The sequence below is a fragment of the Pedococcus ginsenosidimutans genome (assembly GCF_039544395.1).
GTDB classification, from domain to species: Bacteria; Actinomycetota; Actinomycetes; order Actinomycetales; family Dermatophilaceae; genus Pedococcus; species Pedococcus ginsenosidimutans.
Map to the genome: position 1 here is coordinate 59,545 of NZ_BAABLO010000005.1, position 17,515 is coordinate 77,059.

Here is a 17,515-nt window from a genome sequence, read left to right on the forward strand (position 1 = left end):
GCGTAGGCACCGGGGACGCGGAAGACGCCCCGCCGTGCCTAGGCTGTGGAGGTGAGCCAACTCCTCGCCGTCCGCGGCACCCTCCCCGGGCACCGCTACGCCCAGAGCGAGGTCACCGAGGTCTTCGCCGAGGTGCTGGCCCCGCACAAGCCGAACCTCCCTCTGCTGCAACGGATGCACGGCAACGCGGGGGTCGAGTTCCGGCACCTCGCCCTGCCGCTCGAGCGCTACCCCGAGCTCAAGGACTTCGGCGCGTCCAACGACGAGTTCATCCGGGTCGCGGTCGACCTCGGCGCGCAGGCGGTCGAGGAGGCCCTCGCCGCGGCAGGGCTCACGACCCGCGACGTCGACCTCATCGTCTCCGCCACCATCACGGGCCTGGCGGTCCCGTCGGTCGAGGCCCGCATCGCCGCCCGGATCGGGCTGCGCGACGACGTCAAGCGCGTCCCGCTCGTGGGGCTCGGCTGCGTGGCCGGAGCCGCCGGGGTCGCCCGCGTCCACGACTACCTCGTGGGCCACCCCGACGAGGTCGCCGTCCTCGTCTCGACCGAGCTGTGCAGCCTCACCGTCCAGCGCGACGACACCTCGATGGCCAACCTCGTCGCGAGCGGCCTGTTCGGCGACGGGGCCGCCGCGGTCGTGATGGTGGGCGCCCACCGGGGCACCGCAGGTGGTCCTCGGGTGCTCGCCACCCGCAGCCGCATGTACGCCGACACCGAACGCGCCATGGGCTGGGACGTGGGTGCCAGCGGCCTGCGGATCGTCCTCGGCGTGGAGGTGCCCGACCTCGTGCGCGACAACCTGCGCGCCGACGTCGACGGGTTCCTGGCCGACCACGGGCTCTCGCGCGCGGACCTGGGCTGGTACGTCGCCCACCCGGGCGGCCCCAAGGTGCTCGAGGCCATGCAGGACGCCCTCGAGGTCGACCGGCACGCGCTCGGCATGACCTGGGACAGCCTCGCCCGCATCGGCAACCTGTCCTCCGCCTCGGTGCTGCACGTGCTCGCGGACACCCTGCGCGACCGGCCCCCGGCCCCGGGTTCGCACGGCCTGCTGCTCGCCATGGGGCCGGGGTTCTGCCTGGAGATGGTCCTGCTCCGGGCCGCCGGGGGCTGACCGTGTCCGTCGTCCTCTACCTCGTCCTCGTCGCGGCCGTCGGCCTGGAGCGCGTCGCCGAGCTGGTGGTGTCGAAGCGCAACGCGGCCTGGGCCCTCGAGCGCGGGGGCCGGGAGAGCGGTCGCGGCCACTACCCGGTCATGGTCGTGCTCCACACGGCGCTGCTCGTCGGGGCCGTGGTCGAGGTCGTCGTCCTGGACCGCGGCTTCCACCCGCTGCTGGGGTGGACGATGCTCGCGCTGGTGGTCGGCTCGCAGGCCCTGCGCTGGTGGTGCATCCGGACGCTCGGGCACCAGTGGAACACCCGGGTCGTCGTGGTCCCCGGCGCCGGTCGGGTCACCCACGGCCCCTACCGGTGGTTCGACCACCCCAACTACGTCGCCGTGGTCGTCGAGGGGGTGGCCCTGCCGCTGGTGCACACCGCCTGGGTCACCGCGCTGGTGTTCACCGTCCTCGACGCGGCCCTGCTCACCGTGCGGCTCCGGGCAGAGGAGCGCGCGCTCGCCGAGCTGGTGGCTCCGTGAGCTCCGAGGGCACCGAGCCGGTCGACGTGGTCGTGGTCGGCGGGGGACCCGTGGGGCTCGCCGCGGCCCTGGCCGTCGCCCGCAGCGGACGGTCGGCGGTGGTCCTCGAACCCCGTGACGGCCCCATCGACAAGGCGTGCGGCGAGGGCCTCATGCCGGGCGCGGTCGCCGCGCTCGCCCGGCTCGGGGTCGACCCGCAGGGGGTGCCACTCACCGGGATCCGCTACCTCGCCGGGGACCGGGTGGCCCAGGCCGACTTCCGGGACGGCCCGGGACGCGGGGTGCGCCGCACCACCCTGCACTCCGCGCTGCGCACCGCCGTCGACGCGGCCGGTGTCCCGGTCCTGCCCCTCGCCGCGGACGACCTCACCCAGTCCGGGGACGGGGTACGGGTGGCCACCCGCGAGCCGGGGCACCGACCCGGCCCGGTGGTCACGGCGCGGTACGCCATCGCCGCCGACGGCCTGCACTCCCCGACCCGACGCGCCCTCGGGCTCGACGTCCCGGCGACCGGCGCCGCGCGCTTCGGGCTGAGGCGCCACCACCTGCTGGCGCCCTGGTCGGACCACGTGGAGGTCCACTGGGGACCCGACGCCGAGGCCTACGTGACGCCGGTGGCCCCCGACCTGGTCGGGGTGGCGCTGCTCACCCGCAGCCGGGTCGGGTACGACACCTTGCTCTCCGGGTTCCCCGCGCTCCGGGCGCGCCTCGACGCGGCGGACCGGCCCCCCACCGACGTACGCGGCGCCGGGCCCCTGCGGCAGCGCGCCCGCCGCAGGGTGCAGGGCCGGGTGCTGCTCGTCGGCGACGCCAGCGGCTACGTGGACGCCCTCACCGGCGAGGGAGTCGCCCTGGGCCTGGCGCAGGTCGCGGAGGCGGTCGCGGCCGTCGAGGCGGGGCGGCCCCAGGACTACGAGCGGGGATGGCGCCGCGCGAGCTGGCGCTACACGGTGCTCACCGGCGGCCTCGTCCGGGCGACCCGGCCGGCCTGGGCGCGCCGGGCCGTGGTCCCTGCTGCCCGCGCGGTGCCGAGGGTCTTCGCCGGTGCCGTGCACGAGCTGGGGAGGGTCCGGTGACGGCCTCCGCGGTGGCGCCGGGCGAGGAGCTCGTCGTCCTGCTCGACGCCGAGGGCCGCCCGCTCGGGACGGCCGCCAAGGCCGGGGTGCACCACGCCGACACCCCGCTCCACCTCGCCTTCTCCGCCTACCTCTTCTCAGCCGACGGCGAGCTGCTCGTGACCCGCCGCGCCCTCGACAAGGCGACGTTCCCCGGCGTCTGGACCAACTCGGTCTGCGGGCACCCCGCGCCCGGCGAGCCGCCCGCCGACGCCGTCGTGCGCCGGGCGCGCCGCGAGCTGGGACTCGCGGTCACCCCACCACGGCTCGTGCTGCCGCGCTTCGCCTACCGCGCCGAGATGGACGGAGTGGTCGAGCACGAGATGTGCCCCGTGTACGCCGCGTGGCTGGCACCCGGTGCCCGCCCAAGGCTCGACCCCACCGAGGTCCACGAGGCGGTGTGGGTGCCGTGGCAGGAGTTCGCCGGCGAGGTCCTGGGCAGGCAACGGGAGGTCTCGGTGTGGTGTGCCGAGCAGGTCGCCGCGCTCGCTGCCCTCGGGCCCGACCCGCAGGACTGGCCGGCAGCCGACCCGGGCGACCTGCCTCCCGCCGCACGCTGACCCCGCGCGCGCTGACCTGACGCACCCCCTCCACGGAGCGTCGTCCCGCCGCTCGCCAGGGGGTCGCCAGTCGACGCCCTCCTACTGCGGCAGCTCCACGTCCCGGTGCCACGACTCGGTCCGGTAGGCGGTGTGCCAGCCCATCGAGGCGTAGAGGCCGTCCGCCCCGGTGGGGGAGTCGGCGTCGACCTCGAGGTTGACCCGGTTGCGACCTCGCTGGGCGGCGTCGCGGATCACGGTGTGCAGCAACGCCTTCGCCACCCCCCGGCCTCGCGCCCGCCGGTGCACGCCGATGTAGTCGACATAGCTGCCTTCGGTGCCGGTCGCGTCGGCCGACAGCACCGAGCTGACGATGGCGCCGCCGGGCAGCGTCACGCCGTCGCTGTCCACCTCTGCCACCCACCAGTGGTCCCAACGGTGGCCGGGGTCCTCCCGCAGGCGCTGCACGAACTCCGGGAAGCTCTCCCGGTAGGAGTTGAAGTGGTCCGCGAACGACTCCTCGAGCATCTGGTGCACGGTCTGCAGGTCGCCGGCCACGGGGAGACCGGTGTCGTGGGTGGCGACGCGCCGGATGGTGACGCCCTCACGCGGACCCGGCAGCGCGCCCGGTCGGCCCTCGTCGGCCGTCACCGGTCGGGTCATCTGCAGCCAGGTGCGGACCTTGGTGTAGCCGGCGGCAGCCAGCCACCGTGCCTGCGACTCGTCCTCGACGTGCCTCCCGGAGTCCAGCTGGGTCCCGGGCAGGCCGCGCTGGCCCGCCACGACCAGGGCCGTCTCCTGTGCCCAGGCGAAGAGGTGGGCGGCCACCAGGTCGGCGTCGGGGTGCTCGGGGTCGACGGTGAGGTCGACGACGGTCCGTCCGGCTGCACGGTCGTGCACCCGGCACCAGCCCCGGACGGTGCCCTGCGGGTCCGTGACGAGGAGCTGGCGCCGCGTCCAGGACGCGTAGCCGGTGACTTCGAAGGCCACCGCCGCCTCGTCGACCGAGGTCGAGCCGCGGGTCGCGACGTGGTGGTGCGCCACGAGGGCGGTCAGGGCCGCCACGTCCTGCGACGAGGGCACCCGGGCCGACCAGCGGGGCGGGAGGTCGGGCGGGGCGGTCGGGGTCACCTCGTCATGGTCCCAGACCCCGATCGGGCCGGCTGGGCGGCCGTCCCACGGCGCGCGAGGGCCGGCCGCGTGGAGGGGCGTCGCTTGGGCCAGCGCGTGGAGGTCAGCGTGTGGAGGTCAGCGCGTCGGAGTCAGCGGGTGGCCAGGTCGAGCAGGGCGCCGGGCACCACGGACGCGTGCGCGATGGCCAAGGCCGACCGCCGCTCCTGGGGCGTCCGTCCCTGCACGTCGATGACGGTGCCCGCGAAGTCGAGGACGTCCACGAGGGCGCGCACGCAGCGAAGGTAGGCGAGCAGGTCGGGGTCGGGGTCGCCCGGGCCGACGCCGGTGCTGGCCTGGTAGCCGTCGAAGAACCACCGCACCTGGTCCTCGGTGATCGGGGCGTGGGAGAACACCCCACCGACGACGAACATGAGGTCGGCCTCGCGTGGTGCCAGCATCGCGTCGTCCCAGTCCACGAGCCAGACCTCGCCGTCACCGTCGACCAGCAGGTTGCCGTGGTGCGGGTCGGTGTGGCACAGCACGAGGTGGGCCCGCGCCCACGCGGCCGCGGTGGCCAGCTGCTCCGCTCGGGCGGCCGCCTCGAGCACCATCGGCCCGGCGAGCGCCCAGGTCGTGGCGAGCTCGGCCACCAGCGGGTCGCCGCCGGCCAGCGCCCGCCCGAGGCGGTCGTCGAACGCCCTCGCCTGCTCCACCACGGCGCTCGGGTCGTGCTCCTCGGCGGGGAGACCGTCCAGGACCGGGTCGTCGGTGGGGACGGCGTGCAGTCGCCCCAGCAGCTCACCGAGCCGCACCCACTCGTGCGGTCGCAGCCCGACGTCGAGGACCCGCGCGCCGGCCACCCAGCGCACGAGGCTGAGCCGGGCACCGTCCAGGCTCGCGGAGGTGAGGCCGCCGTCGAGCGACCTCACGGGCGCCGGCACTCCACCGACCCCGCGACGCGCCAGCAGGTCGGCCACGGCGAGACCCGGCTGGTCCCCGGTGCTGGTCTTGGCGGCATAGGCGTCGCCGTCGGCGGTGGTCACCTTGCAGAGCTCCGCCCTCGCGTCGGCACCCAGCGCGAGGTGCTGGGTGCCGACGACGGTGAGGCCGAACTCCGCGGCGACCCGCTCGGCCAGCGTCGGAGCCGGCGCGCGCCCGGCTCCGGGCTCTGGCGTCAGTGGATGACCACCGGCGGGGCGCCCTGGTCGTCGAGCAGGTGGGACACCTCTCGACGCCGGGGGAGGAAGAACGCAGGGACCAGGGTGAGGGCCACGAGGACCGCCGCCACCCAGTACGTCTTGGCGAACGCCTCCGCGGCGTCGGCCAGACCCTGCGTCACCGCTGCCGGGCCACCGATCTTGTCGATGATCGCCGGGTCGCGGTGCGACGCCATCGCGGGCCCGGCGAGCCTGCTCTCCTTGAAGTGGTTGGTGAGCAGGACGGACATGGTCGCCACCCCGACCGAGCTGGCGATCTGCTGGGTGATGTTGAGCAGCGTGGATCCACGGGCGACCTCGTGCTGGGTGAGGGTGCGCAGTGCCGTGGTGAAGATCGGCATCATCGTGCCGCCCATGCCGAGGCCCATGATGAACAGCAGCACGATGATCGTTGTGTAGGACGTCGTCGAGGTGATCTGCGTGAGCCCGAACATGCCGCAGATGATGGCCAGCAGCCCGAAGGGCACGATGCGCCCGACCGGGATCTTGTCGACCAGGGCCCCGGCGATCGGCATGGTCAGCATGGCGCCGATGCCCTGCGGGGCGACGAGCAGGCCCGCGTGCAGGGTCGACTCGCCCCGCACCGACTGGTAGTAGGTCGGGACGAGCAGCAGGCCGCCGAAGAACGCCGCGGCGAACATGAACATCGTCACCGTCGAGACGGTGAGGTTGCGGTTGCGGAACAGCCGCAGGTCGAGCAGCGGGTGCCGGGGCCGGAACGAGTGCCACACGAACGCGAGCATGAGGACCAGGCCGATGGTCATGTTGACGTAGACCTTGGGCGAGTTCATGGTGCCCTTCTGCGGGATCGAGGAGATCCCGAAGAGGAAGAGGGCCAAGCCGGGCGACATGAGGGCGACGCCCAGCACGTCGAGCGACTCCGAGGGCTCGGTGTGGTCCTTGGGGAGGGCGAACCAGGCATAGACCACCGCGACGATGCCGATGGGCACGTTGATGAGGAAGATCCAGTGCCAGCTCTCGTGCTCGATGAGCCAGCCGCCGATGATCGGCCCGAGGATGGGGCCGAGGAGCATCGGGACCCCGAGGATGGCCATGAGCCGACCCATCCGGGCCGGGCCGGCCGCCCTGGTCATGATCGTCATGCCGAGCGGCATGAGCATGCCGCCGCCGAGGCCCTGCAGCACGCGGAACCCGATGAGCATGTTGATGGACGTCGCCGCCGCGCACAGGGCCGAGCCGGCGGTGAACAGGACGATCGCGGACATGTAGAGGCGCTTGGTGCCGAAGCGGTCGGCCGCCCAGCCCGTGAGCGGGATGACCGTGGCCAGCGCCAGCGTGTAGGCGGTGACGGTCCAGGCGACCGTGGAGTAGTCGAGCGGCTTGGCCGGGTCGCTGGCGAAGACGCTCTGGAACTCGGGCAGGGCGACGTTGACGACCGTGATGTCCAGGATGGACATGATCGCCCCGAGGACGACGACGCCGGCGACCTTGAGGACCGCGGCGTCGATCTGGTCGGGGTACTGCGTCGGTGTGGTGGTTGGAGCTGACACAGGGGTTCCTCTCGCAGTGAGGTGGACACGCGCCCCCGCAGCGCATCCCGTTCAGGCTAGCGCCGGGGTCCGACAGGGCGCCCGGTCATTTTTCGGGTTAGCGTCGGGACATGGTCGACGTCTCCCGCACGTTCACGGTCCCCCGCCCACCGGAGGAGGTCGTGGCCTACCTCAGCGACTTCTCCAACGCCGTCGCCTGGGACCCCGGCACGGTCCGCTGCGACCGCGTGGGCACCGGTCCGGTGCAGGTCGGCTCGACCTGGCGCAACGTGTCCAAGGTGCTGGGGCGCGAGACCGAGCTCGAGTACGTGCTGGTGACCCTCGAGCCGGACCACGTGGTCCTGCGTGGCACCAACAAGACCGCCACCTCGACCGACGACATCACCGTGCTGCAGGACCCCGCCGGCTCCAGGGTGACCTACCACGCGCACATCGCCTTCAACGGCATCGCCAAGCTCGCCGAGCCCCTGATGCAGCGGGTCTTCGAGAAGCTGGGCGACGAGACGGTGGAGGGCATCACCCGCGAGCTGGCCCCGGGACGCACGCCCGGCGCCTGACCCGCGCGGTCAGGCGTCGCCGGCCGCCTCGAGCGCCGCGATGTCGAGCTTCCGCATCGTCATCATCGCGGCGAACACCTTGGCCGCCCGCTCGGGGTCACCGCTGGCGATCTGGTCCCAGTGCTCGGGGACGACCTGCCACGACAGCCCGAACTTGTCCTTGAGCCAGCCGCACATGCTCTCCTCGCCGCCGTCGGCGGTGAGGGCGTCCCAGTAGTGGTCGAGCTCGGCCTGGTCCTTGACGTCGATGGTGATCGAGATGGCCTCGTCGAAGGTGAACTCGGGGCCGCCGTTGAGGGCGAGGTACGGCGCGCCGTCGAGCTCGAACTCGACGGTGAGCACGGTGCCCTCACGCTCGCCGGACCCTGCGGGGTAGCGGGTCACGGCGTTGATCTTGGAGTTGGGGAAGAGCCCGGTGTAGAACTCGGCGGCTTCCTCGGCCCGGGTGTCGAACCAAAGGCACGGGTAGGTGCGGGGCATGACGGGCTCCTTGCGTCCGGGTGGGCCGGCTGCCCACCGTCATGTCCATTGGACCCGCGGCGCCGCCGGAAGTCATCGGTCGTGCCGCCACCGCGGGGCCCCGTGCCGCGACGTCGTGCCCAGCCGATCCCGGGCAGCGACCCCGCGCCGCGCGAGCGGTATGCCGTAGCGTCGCCGACGTGTCCCCCACCCGCGGCCCCGGCGACGCCGACGACGAGGTGACGGTGTCCTCCGGTCACCTCGAGGCGGCGCTGCGCACCGTGTACGGCGCCGCGCCAGAGGAGTTCATGGCCGTGCGCCGGTCGCTCGTCGCGGACGCGAGGGCCGACGGGGACAAGGAGGGCGCGGCCGCGATCGGGAGGCTGCGCAAGCCGAGCACCGCGGCGTGGGCGGTCAACCTGCTCGCGCGGCAGGAGCCCGGCCTGGTGGAGGAGCTCGTCGACCTCGGGGTGCGGATGCGCCACGCCCAGTCGAGGCTCGACACCGCGACCCTGACGTCGCTGCGACCCGAACGAGACCGCGTGGTCACCGGTGTGGTGGCGGCGGCCGCGCGCCTGGTCGCGGAGGCCGGCCGCACCCTGTCGTCGGCGGCGCAGGACGACGTGCGGGGGACCCTCATCGCCGCCCTCGCCGACGAGCAGGCGTCCGCGGCGGTCACCTCGGGCCAGCTGACCCGGGCCCTGTCCTACAGCGGGTTCGGCGAGGTCGACCTCTCCGAGGCCGTGGTGCGCACGTCCTCCGGCTCCATCCTGTCGGTGGTCCGTGGCAGCGTCGGGGCGACGTCGGGCTCCGCGCCGCGGTCCAGCGCCGGGCCTGCCACCCAGGGCGCCGACGGCGCCGGGGACGCGGCCGGGTCTGAGGAGCCGGACGGCGAGGGCGAGGACGTCCTGGCCAGGCTCGCGGCAGCGGAGGCCGAGCTCGAGGAGGCGACCACCGCGTTGTCGGCCGCGCAGGACGCCGTGGCGGCCGCGCGTGAGCACGCGGAGGAGACCCGCGAACGCGTCGCCGTCGTCGAGCGGCAGCTCACCAAGGCGCGGGAGGCCGACGAGCGGGCGCTCGAGGCGGTCACCGGCGCGGTCCGGGCGCGCAAGGAGGCCGAGGCCACGCGGCGTACCGCGGAGGAGTCCGTGACTCGGCTGCGGGCCGCGGCGGACGACTGACCCCGGCCCCTCGCCACCGGCAGGCGCTCACCAGCCGTGGCTGCCCGGCCCGCCCTTGAACGGACCCACGACCCGGTCGGTGATCCAGCCGCCGTAGAAGCCGCCCTCCTGCGGGCGCACCACCTCGTCGTCGACGACGCACCGGTCCACCGCGCCGGGCATGACGGCCACCGCCGCGGCGAGGACCTCGAAGCCGCGCGTCGGGTCGGGGTAGAACCACCCCGCCCGTCGTGCGACCTCGCCCCCGCCGACGAGGTCAAGGTAGGACGCGACGCCCTTCCACTCGCAGTACGACGTGCCCTCGGCCGGGCGCAGCGAACCCCGGACGAAGGCGGACCGCGGCAGGTAGTAGGTCGGCGGGTGGCTCGTCTCGAGGACCCGCCACGACAGGGTCGTCGCACCGATGCGCTCGCCACCCACCCAGACCTCGACCGACTGCCGCGAGGGCTCGACGCGCGGCGGGCGCGGGTAGGACCACACGGACTCCTGCCCGAGACCGACCGGGTCGGGCCGGGGACGGCCGTTCCTGGGTGACATGCGTCCACGCTAGGACGTCACTGCCCGCACTGCCCTGCCGAAGCCTCAGGGTCGACCCTGAGGGACTGGTCACCGATGGGGGTCGATCTGGGTAGCAGCCCCGATGCGGTGACCTGCACCCGGCCGCCAGAGTGCGGCCATGGCCCTCCACCCCGGACTGCTCCCGCTGCCGGCGCCGACCGCACCCGTGCGGCGCCCGACCGCGCGGGACCAGGCCGCCCGCCGCGCGCCGGGGGGCGGTCGCGGCGGGAGGAGGGCCGCCAGGCTGCTCGTCTCCGGTGCCCTGGCGACGGGCATCCTCGCCCTCGCGCTGCCCCGGGTCGCCGGCGCGCAGTGGGACGCCATCGCCCACGCCCTCGCGTCGCTGTCCGCGGCGCACCTGCTGCTGCTCACCGTCGTGTGGCTCGCGGGGCTGTGGGTGCACACCCCGGCCCTGACCGCAGCGCTGCCGGGCCTGTCGCACCGTCGGGCCCTGCTGCTCAACCTCACCGGCAGCTTCGTCTCCAACCTCCTGCCGCTCGGGGGTGCGGCCGGCACCGTCGCCAACTGGCGGATGGCGCGGTCCTGGGGGTTCGCGTCACCCGCGTTCGCGCGCTGGGCGCTGGTCACCAACCTGTTCGACACCGCGCTCAAGCTCGTCCTCCCCGGGCTGGCCCTAGTCGGGCTCGCGGCAGCGGGGGTCGACGCTGGCGGCACCGTGGGCACGGCCGCGTCCGTGGGACTGGTCCTGCTGGCTGCCGTCGGGGTGGCGCTCTGGCTGCTGGCGCGCGACGACCGGGCGGCGATGTTCCTCGGGCGCTGCGCCGATGGCCTGTACGCGCGGCTGCGCGTCCTGCGCCCTCCCGCCGAGGGGTATGCCGCCCGCGCGGCGGCCTTCCGCCGCGACAGTGCCGCGCTCATCGCCTCCGGGTGGTGGCGGATGGTGGCGGGCAAGCTCGCCTACGCCCTGCTCCAGGGCGGCCTGCTCTGGTTGTCGCTGCGGGTGCTCGGCTCGTGGGTCAACCCGGCGGTGGTGCTGGCGGCGTTCGCGGTCGAGCGGATCCTGTCGATGGTCGTCATCACGCCCGGGGCCACCGGGGTGGTCGAGGTCGGCATGACCGGGGTGCTCGTGGCGCTGCGGGTCGACCCGACGGCGGCGGCCGCCGGGGTGCTGCTCTACCGGGCGTTCACGTTCGGCATGGAGATCCCGGTGGGCGGCCTGTCGATGCTCGCCTGGTCGCTGCGGGTCCGCGGGCAGCGCCCGGCTCCTACGCTGGGGTGATGACCGACTCGACGGACGCGGCGGACAGGGCTCGTGCCCTGCTCGCCGAGGACCGTGCGGCGACCCTCGCCCGGCTCGGCGACCTCGAGGCCGACGTGGCCCTGATCGTCGAGGCGTCGGAGGGCTCCAACGCCGACGACGAGCACGACCCCGAGGGCTCGACCATCGCGTACGAGCGAGCCCAGACGAGTGCGCTCGCGGAGCAGGCCCTGTCCCACCTGCGCGAGATCGCCGCCGCGGTGCAGCGCCTCGACGACGGGACGTACGGCGTCTGCGAGGTGTGCGGCGACGCCATACCGGCCGAGCGGCTGGAGGCGCGACCGACCGCGCGCACCTGCGTCACGCACGCACCCCGCCCCCGCTGATCCTCAGCGGAAGGTGCGCAGGCGCAGGCTGTTCGTCACGACGAAGACCGACGACAGGGCCATCGCGCCACCGGCCAGCATGGGGTTGAGCAGGCCCGCCGCGGCGAGCGGGATCGCGGCGACGTTGTAGGCGAACGCCCAGAAGAGGTTGCCGCGGATCGTCGAGAGGGTACGGCGCGCGAGCCGGATCGCGTCGGCAGCCACCCGCAGGTCACCCCGCACGAGCGTGAGGTCGCTGGCCTCGATGGCCACGTCGGTCCCCGTGCCCATGGCGAGGCCGAGGTCGGCCTGGGCGAGGGCGGCGGCGTCGTTGACCCCGTCACCCACCATCGCCACCACGCGCCCCTGCCGCTGCAGGGCCTTGACGACGTCCACCTTGTCCTGGGGGAGGACCTCCGCGGTGACGTCGCTGATGCCGACCCGGGCCGCCACGTGGCGCGCGGCGCCCGCGTTGTCGCCGGTCAGCAGCACCGGGTGGAGCCCGAGGCGACGCAGCTCGGTGACGGCCTCGGCAGAACCCTCCTTGACCGTGTCGGCGACGGTGACGACGCCCCGCGCCCGGCCGTCCCAGGCGACGACGACCGCGGTCGCCCCGCGCTCGTGGGCCGAGGCCATCGCGGCGGTCAGCTCGTCGGGCACCGGCACCGACCAGTCCGCCAGCAGCCGGGGGCGGCCCACGAGGACGACCCTGCCGTCCACCTGCCCGCGCACGCCCAGGCCCTGCTCGCTGGTGAAGTCCGTGACCGTGGGCAGCTCGCCCACGTCGGCGCGGGCCCGGGCACCGGCGGTGACTGCCCGGGCCACCGGGTGCTCCGAGGCGTCCTCGAGGGCCCCGGCCAGGCGCAGCACCTCGGCGCTGTCCTCGCCGTGCGCGGGGACGACCTCGTCGAGCGCCATGTGCCCGGTGGTCACGGTGCCCGTCTTGTCGAGCACGACGGTGTCCACCCGGCGGGTGGACTCGAGCACCTCGGGTCCCTTGATGAGGATGCCGAGCTGGGCGCCGCGGCCGGTGCCGACCATGAGGGCGGTCGGGGTGGCCAGGCCGAGGGCGCAGGGACAGGCGATGATCAGGACCGCGACCGAGGCCGTGAACGCTGCGGTCCACCCGCCGCCGACGGCGACCCAGAACACGAGGGTGGCCACGGCCAGGACGATCACCACGGGGACGAACACCCCGGAGATGCGGTCGGCGAGCCGCTGCACCTGGGCCTTGCCGTTCTGGGCGTCCTCGACCAGGCGCGCCATCTGGGCGAGCTGCGTGTCGGCGCCGACACGCGTCGCGCGGACGACCAGGCGGCCACCGGCGTTGACGGTGGCACCCACGACCTGGCTGCCCGGGCCGACCTCGACCGGGACGGACTCGCCGGTGAGCATCGAGGCGTCCACCGCGGAGGTCCCCTCCTCGACCTCGCCGTCGGCGGCGACCTTCTCACCCGGCCGGACCACGAACCGCGTGCCGACGGCCAGGTCGGACACCGGCACCCGGACCTCCACGGCCGCCGCGCCCTCGCCGCGCAGCACCGACACGTCCTTGGCGCCCATCTCCATCAGGGCCCTCAGGGCGGCGCCGGAGCGGCGCTTGGCGCGCGCCTCGGCATACCTCCCGGCGAGCAGGAACGCGGTGACGCCCGCAGCCGCCTCGAGGTAGATGTTGTCGGAGCCGTCGGTGCGCTCGACCACGAACCGGAACGGGTGGGTCATCCCCGGCTCGCCCGCGGTGCCGAGGAAGAGCGCGTAGAGCGACCAGCCGAACGCCGCGATCGTGCCGACCGAGACCAGCGTGTCCATCGTCGTCTGGCCGTGGCGCAGGTTGGCCCAGGTCGCCCGGTGGAACGGCAGGCCGCCCCACACGACGACCGGCGCGGCGAGCGTCAGGGACGCCCACTGCCAGTAGCGGAACTGCAGCGCGGGCACCATCGCCATCGCGATGACGGGCACCGCGAGCAGCACGGACACGACCAGCCGCTGCCGCAGGGCAGCCGTGGGTTCGGGCTCGGCGTACGCGGTGGCGTCACCCCCGGTGGCCGCCTCCGGCTCCGGTGGGAGCTCGGCGGTGTACCCGGTCCGCTCCACGGTGGCGACCAGGTCGGCCGGCGTGAGGGTGTCGGGGAAGGTGACCTTCGCCTTCTCGGTGCTGTAGTTGACGGTGGCGGTGACCCCGTCGAGCTTGTTGAGCTTCTTCTCGATCCGCGCGGCGCACGAGGCGCAGGTCATCCCGCCGATGACGAGCTCGACGTCGCTCATGGCGTCGTCACCGCGCCAGGCTGTAGTCGCCCGCCTCGTCGAGGGCGGACGTCACCTCGGCCCGGGTCAGCTCGCGGTCCGCCTCGACGGTCACGGCGGACGTGCCGCCGGCCACGAGGTCGACCCGCACGTCGCTGACGCCGTCGAGGGCCTTGAGCTCCTCGGTGACGGCGCTCGCGCAGTGGCCGCAGGTCATGCCCTCGACGTCGAAGGTCTGGGTGCTCATGGGGTTCTCCTCGGGTCGGTGTCGGTGGGGGTGCTCAGGAGCGCACGAGGCGGGCGATGGCGTCGGACGCCTCCCGCACCTTCTCCTGCGCCTCGGGCCCACCCTTGCGGGCGGCGTCGACGACGCAGTGGGACAGGTGCTCCTCCAGCAGCTCCAGCGAGAACGACTGCAGGGCCTTGGTGGCCGCCGACACCTGGGTGAGGATGTCGATGCAGTACTTGTCCTCCTCGACCATGCGCTGCAGGCCCCGGACCTGTCCCTCGACCCGGCGCAGCCGCTTGAGGTGGCTGTCCTTCTCGGAGTGGTAGCCGGGGTGGGGTGCGCTCTCGGTCATGACTACACCATACCCCCCTATGGTATTTGCGCAACCCCCTGCCGCTCGCCCTCCTCGGGCCCTTCCCCAGACACCCCAAAACGCCGGTTGCCCGGCATCCCGCGGGAAATGATCCCGAGTGATGCCGGGCAACCGGCGTTTTGCGTGGTGCGGTCGCGGAGAGGCGCGGAGGTCGGTCAGCGCATGGGGTCGAACGGGCGGAGCTGGTCGACCTGCTTGCCGGTGACCATGGCCTGCGCGAGCAGGCGTCCGGTGACCGGGCCGAGGGTGATGCCCCACATGCCGTGGCCACCCGCGGCGAACACGCGCGGCGACTTGGTGGCACCGATGAGCGGCAGGCCGTCGACGGTGCAGGGGCGTGAGCCGACCCACTCGTCCTGGCGGTCGTCGAGGTCGGCGCCACGCAGCAGCGGGCGGGCGGCCTCGGCGATGGCCTGGATGCGGCGCTGGTCGAGCGCGGCCTCCGGCTTGCGGAACTCCATCATCCCCGCGACGCGCAGGCGGTCCCCGATCGGCGTGCAGGCGACCCGCTGGGCCGGGAAGTAGACCGGGCCGTTGGGCACGTGGTCGATCTCGACGGAGAAGGAGTAGCCGCGGCCGGCCTGCACGACGTTCTTGACGCCGAACCTGCGGGCCAGCTTGCCGAGCCACGCGCCGGTCGCGAGGACGGCGGCGTCGAACTCCTCGACCGAGCCCTCTGCGGTGGTGACGACGACCCCAGCTCCGGTGTCACGGATGTCGGAGACGGTCGCGGCGTCGAGGATCTTGCCGCCGCGCGCCTTGACCGAGTCGGCGAGGGCGTGGACGTAGGAGCCCGGGTCGATGAAGCGCTGGCCCTTGAGCAGGATGGCGGCGCCGATCTCGTCGGAGAGGCTGGGCTCGATGGCGCGGGCCTGGTCACCGGTGAGCGCCTCGAACTCGATCGACTGCCCGGCGGCGTGGATGTGCTCGATCTCCTCGAGCAGCGTCACCCGCTCGGCCTCGGTGCGGTACGACGCGAGGAACGACTTCGCCTCGCGGGTGTCGGCCTGCACGCCACCGGCCTTGAGCAGGTCGAAGCTCTCGAGCGACAGGTCGTTGACCGGCACCAGCGAGCCCATGGCCTTCTTCCAGGCCTTCATCGTCGAGTGGGCGGTGAACCCGGTGACGAACTTGAGGAACTTCGGGTCGGCGCTCGGCGGCACGTAGACCGGCGAGGAGGGCGACAGGACGGCGCGGATGCCGTACTTGAGGACCGCGGGCTCCGGCAGCGGCGTCGCGATGCCCGGCGTCAGCCAGCCGGCGTTGCCCCAGGACGAGCCGGCGGCGACACCCTCGCGGTCGAGGACGGTCACCTCCACGCCGTGCTCCTGGAGGAACCAGGCGGTGGACAGACCCACCATTCCGGCGCCGACGACGGCGACGCGCTGGGGGACGGGGAGACCGGCTGCAGTGACGGTGCGCGAGGAGGACATGTCTCGATGGTCCCGGCGGCTGAGCTCGCTCGCACTGGGCAGCGGGCACAGATCTGACGGCATCCTTGGTGCTGGGCGCACAACCCGGTGGCATGCTGGGGCCGTGCTCCTCGTCGCCGACCTCGCCGCCACCCTCGCCGGGCTGCTCACCCTCACCGTGGACCGGGCAGGCGCGGAGGTCGACGACCTCACCATCGCCGAGCCCGTGCACGGCGTCGTGGGCCAGCCGCGCGACCTCGTCCTGGGGGTCGGGGTCGAGACGGCCGACCAGGCCGTCGAGCTGGTGCGCGCGGCCGCGGCCGCACAGGCCGGAGGCGTGGTGCTGCGCAGAGGCCTGGCGGCGCGGCGGGCGGTGCGCGACCGGGCCCGTCGCGACGGCATCGCCCTCGTCGGGCTCGCCGAGCAGGCGTCGTGGGCGCACGTGGTGTGGCTGCTGCGCGGCGTGCTCGACCGGGCCACGACCTCGGGGGGCGACCGGCGCACCGACGCGCCCGTCCAGGACGACCTGTTCGCGCTCGCCGACGCAGCGGCGGCCCTCGTGGACGCCCCCGTGACGATCGAGGACGCCCAGTCCCGGGTGCTCGCCTACTCCTCGCGGCAGGACGTCACCGACCCGGCGCGCGTCTCCACGATCGTGGGTCGACGCGTCCCCGACGAGGTCCTGGCCAGCCTGCGCGCCCGTGGGGTGTTCCGACGCCTCGCCCGCTCGGACGAGCCGGTATTCGTCCCCGCCGACCCCAACGGCACGCTGCCGCGCCTCGTGGTGCCCGTGCGTGCCGGAGGTGAGTGGCTCGGCTCGATCTGGGCCGTGGTCCAGGAGCGCCCGGCTGCCCACCTCGTGGCGGAGCTGGTGCAGACGTCGTCGGTGGTGGCCCTGCACCTCCTGCGGCTGCGCGCGCAGGCCGACCTGTCGCGCCGGGTCGCCGCGGACCGCCTCCGCGGGGTGCTCTCCGGCAGCACGGCCGCGACCGGGTCGTGGTTGCCCCCCGGCCCGTGGCGGGTGGTGCACCTCGGGGGTGAGGGCGGTGCGACGCGCCTGCTCGACCTGTGGGAGTCGGTCTCGCGCCGCCACGCGTGGAACCAGCCACTGCTGGCCGACCTCGACGGACGGGCGTACGCCGTGGTGCGGGACTCGGACGACGGTTCGCCGGGCACGTGGGGCTGGCTGTCGACCGTCGTGTCCCGGGCGCGAGACGAGGGGCTCGAGCTCACGGCGCGCGCCGGCCGCACGGCGTACGCCCCGGGCGAGCTGGAGCGGTCGACGGCCGAGGCGCTGGAGGCGAGCCGGGTGGCCGACCCGGCGGTCCCGGCCGTCGCCCACGAGGACGTCTGGGCCGAGGTCACGGTGGCGCGGGCTGCGGCGACCCTGCGGGACGGCGACGTCCTCGGACCGCTCGCCGTGCTGCAGGCCCACGACGCGGCCCACAGCAGCGAGCACCTGCGGACGCTGGCCGCGTGGCTCGACCACCCGGGCGCGCCGGGGCAGGCCGCCCGCGCGATCCACGTGCACCCCAACACGCTGCGCTACCGGATGAACCGCATCGCCGACCTCGCCGGGCTCGACCTCGACGACCCGCAGGTGCGACTGGCCCTGCGCCTGCAGCTGGCCGCCCTGCTCCCCTCGGACTGGGGGCGCGGCTAGGTGTGATGTCCAGTCACGTTGGTCGAGTCAGTGCGACAACACGCGCTCAGTGACGTAGGACGTCGAGGCGTGCGCGGCTCGCGTGCGGAAGGGGCGGCAAAGCGGTCAAGCGGTCAGACG

Annotated in this window: 18 protein-coding genes; 9 read left to right on the forward strand and 9 right to left on the reverse strand. The window is 74.2% G+C overall.

Translation table 11 applies throughout. The features are described from left to right. The first annotated feature begins 51 nt into the window (after window positions 1-51). From ABEA42_RS09215 to idi, 4 genes are read left to right on the forward strand one after another with little or no spacing between them, the layout of a single operon-like run. Window positions 52-1,116, forward strand: coding sequence for a type III polyketide synthase (locus ABEA42_RS09215; RefSeq protein WP_345502702.1), 1,065 nt, complete (start codon window positions 52-54; stop codon window positions 1,114-1,116). A gap of 2 nt (window positions 1,117-1,118) precedes the next feature. Beyond that, the gene (locus ABEA42_RS09220) at window positions 1,119-1,640 is read left to right on the forward strand and encodes an isoprenylcysteine carboxyl methyltransferase family protein (protein ID WP_345502703.1); all 522 of its coding nucleotides are present in this window, start codon (window positions 1,119-1,121) and stop codon (window positions 1,638-1,640) included. After that, a complete protein-coding gene (locus ABEA42_RS09225; RefSeq protein WP_345502704.1) occupies window positions 1,637-2,716 on the forward strand; it encodes an NAD(P)/FAD-dependent oxidoreductase in 1,080 nt (359 codons plus the stop codon). Before ABEA42_RS09220 ends, ABEA42_RS09225 begins: the two co-directional genes overlap by 4 nt. Next, entirely contained in the window at window positions 2,713-3,315 is a 603-nt protein-coding gene (gene idi / locus ABEA42_RS09230) for an isopentenyl-diphosphate Delta-isomerase (RefSeq protein ID WP_345502706.1), read from the forward strand. The genes ABEA42_RS09225 and idi overlap by 4 nt, the downstream gene beginning before the upstream one ends. An 81-nt stretch (window positions 3,316-3,396) precedes the next feature. Here the strand turns inward: idi and ABEA42_RS09235 are convergent, their stop codons facing one another. From ABEA42_RS09235 to ABEA42_RS09245, 3 genes are all read right to left on the reverse strand, one after another. After that, on the reverse strand, window positions 3,397-4,425 hold the full coding sequence (locus ABEA42_RS09235) for a GNAT family N-acetyltransferase (RefSeq protein ID WP_345502708.1): 1,029 nt from the start codon (window positions 4,423-4,425) through the stop codon (window positions 3,397-3,399). A 131-nt stretch (window positions 4,426-4,556) separates the two neighbouring features. Then, window positions 4,557-5,450 carry an aminoglycoside phosphotransferase family protein gene (locus ABEA42_RS09240; RefSeq protein WP_345502709.1) on the reverse strand — a complete coding sequence of 298 codons (894 nt, stop codon included), beginning with the start codon at window positions 5,448-5,450 and terminating at the stop codon, window positions 4,557-4,559. A gap of 131 nt (window positions 5,451-5,581) precedes the next feature. Then, a complete protein-coding gene (locus ABEA42_RS09245; protein ID WP_345502711.1) occupies window positions 5,582-7,135 on the reverse strand; it encodes a DHA2 family efflux MFS transporter permease subunit in 1,554 nt (517 codons plus the stop codon). Between the two features lie 110 nt (window positions 7,136-7,245). On the opposite strand from ABEA42_RS09245, the gene ABEA42_RS09250 reads away from it, so the two are divergent. Further along, entirely contained in the window at window positions 7,246-7,692 is a 447-nt protein-coding gene (locus ABEA42_RS09250; RefSeq protein WP_345502713.1) for an SRPBCC family protein, read from the forward strand. Between the two features lie 9 nt (window positions 7,693-7,701). Here the strand turns inward: ABEA42_RS09250 and ABEA42_RS09255 are convergent, their stop codons facing one another. Continuing rightward, window positions 7,702-8,172: a VOC family protein gene (locus tag ABEA42_RS09255; RefSeq protein ID WP_345502715.1), complete on the reverse strand. Its 471-nt coding sequence runs from the start codon at window positions 8,170-8,172 to the stop codon at window positions 7,702-7,704. A 179-nt stretch (window positions 8,173-8,351) separates the two neighbouring features. On the opposite strand from ABEA42_RS09255, the gene ABEA42_RS09260 reads away from it, so the two are divergent. Continuing rightward, window positions 8,352-9,332 (forward strand): hypothetical protein, encoded by a 981-nt coding sequence (locus tag ABEA42_RS09260; protein ID WP_345502717.1) that lies wholly within the window; start codon window positions 8,352-8,354, stop codon window positions 9,330-9,332. A 27-nt stretch (window positions 9,333-9,359) separates the two neighbouring features. On the opposite strand, the gene ABEA42_RS09265 is transcribed toward ABEA42_RS09260, so the two are convergent. Next, window positions 9,360-9,869 carry a DUF427 domain-containing protein gene (locus ABEA42_RS09265; protein WP_345502718.1) on the reverse strand — a complete coding sequence of 170 codons (510 nt, stop codon included), beginning with the start codon at window positions 9,867-9,869 and terminating at the stop codon, window positions 9,360-9,362. A gap of 139 nt (window positions 9,870-10,008) precedes the next feature. On the opposite strand from ABEA42_RS09265, the gene ABEA42_RS09270 reads away from it, so the two are divergent. Both ABEA42_RS09270 and ABEA42_RS09275 read left to right on the forward strand, forming a co-directional pair. After that, window positions 10,009-11,130 carry a lysylphosphatidylglycerol synthase transmembrane domain-containing protein gene (locus ABEA42_RS09270; protein WP_345502719.1) on the forward strand — a complete coding sequence of 374 codons (1,122 nt, stop codon included), beginning with the start codon at window positions 10,009-10,011 and terminating at the stop codon, window positions 11,128-11,130. Next, window positions 11,130-11,495 (forward strand): TraR/DksA family transcriptional regulator, encoded by a 366-nt coding sequence (locus ABEA42_RS09275; protein WP_345502720.1) that lies wholly within the window; start codon window positions 11,130-11,132, stop codon window positions 11,493-11,495. The genes ABEA42_RS09270 and ABEA42_RS09275 overlap by 1 nt, the downstream gene beginning before the upstream one ends. Window positions 11,496-11,498: 3 nt before the next feature. On the opposite strand, the gene ABEA42_RS09280 is transcribed toward ABEA42_RS09275, so the two are convergent. The 4 genes from ABEA42_RS09280 to ABEA42_RS09295 form a co-directional block, all read right to left on the reverse strand. Further along, on the reverse strand, window positions 11,499-13,739 hold the full coding sequence (locus ABEA42_RS09280) for a heavy metal translocating P-type ATPase (protein WP_345502722.1): 2,241 nt from the start codon (window positions 13,737-13,739) through the stop codon (window positions 11,499-11,501). A gap of 7 nt (window positions 13,740-13,746) precedes the next feature. Next, the gene (locus tag ABEA42_RS09285) at window positions 13,747-13,965 is read right to left on the reverse strand and encodes a heavy-metal-associated domain-containing protein (protein WP_345502723.1); all 219 of its coding nucleotides are present in this window, start codon (window positions 13,963-13,965) and stop codon (window positions 13,747-13,749) included. Window positions 13,966-13,999: 34 nt separating this feature from the next. Further along, window positions 14,000-14,299, reverse strand: coding sequence for a metal-sensitive transcriptional regulator (locus tag ABEA42_RS09290; protein WP_345502724.1), 300 nt, complete (start codon window positions 14,297-14,299; stop codon window positions 14,000-14,002). A 176-nt stretch (window positions 14,300-14,475) separates the two neighbouring features. Then, window positions 14,476-15,753: an NAD(P)/FAD-dependent oxidoreductase gene (locus ABEA42_RS09295; protein WP_425572037.1), complete on the reverse strand. Its 1,278-nt coding sequence runs from the start codon at window positions 15,751-15,753 to the stop codon at window positions 14,476-14,478. Between the two features lie 103 nt (window positions 15,754-15,856). Between ABEA42_RS09295 and ABEA42_RS09300 the strand changes: the two genes are divergently transcribed. After that, complete coding sequence (locus ABEA42_RS09300; RefSeq protein ID WP_345502726.1) at window positions 15,857-17,395, forward strand: PucR family transcriptional regulator; 1,539 nt, start codon at window positions 15,857-15,859, stop codon at window positions 17,393-17,395. The last annotated feature ends 120 nt before the right edge of the window (window positions 17,396-17,515 follow it).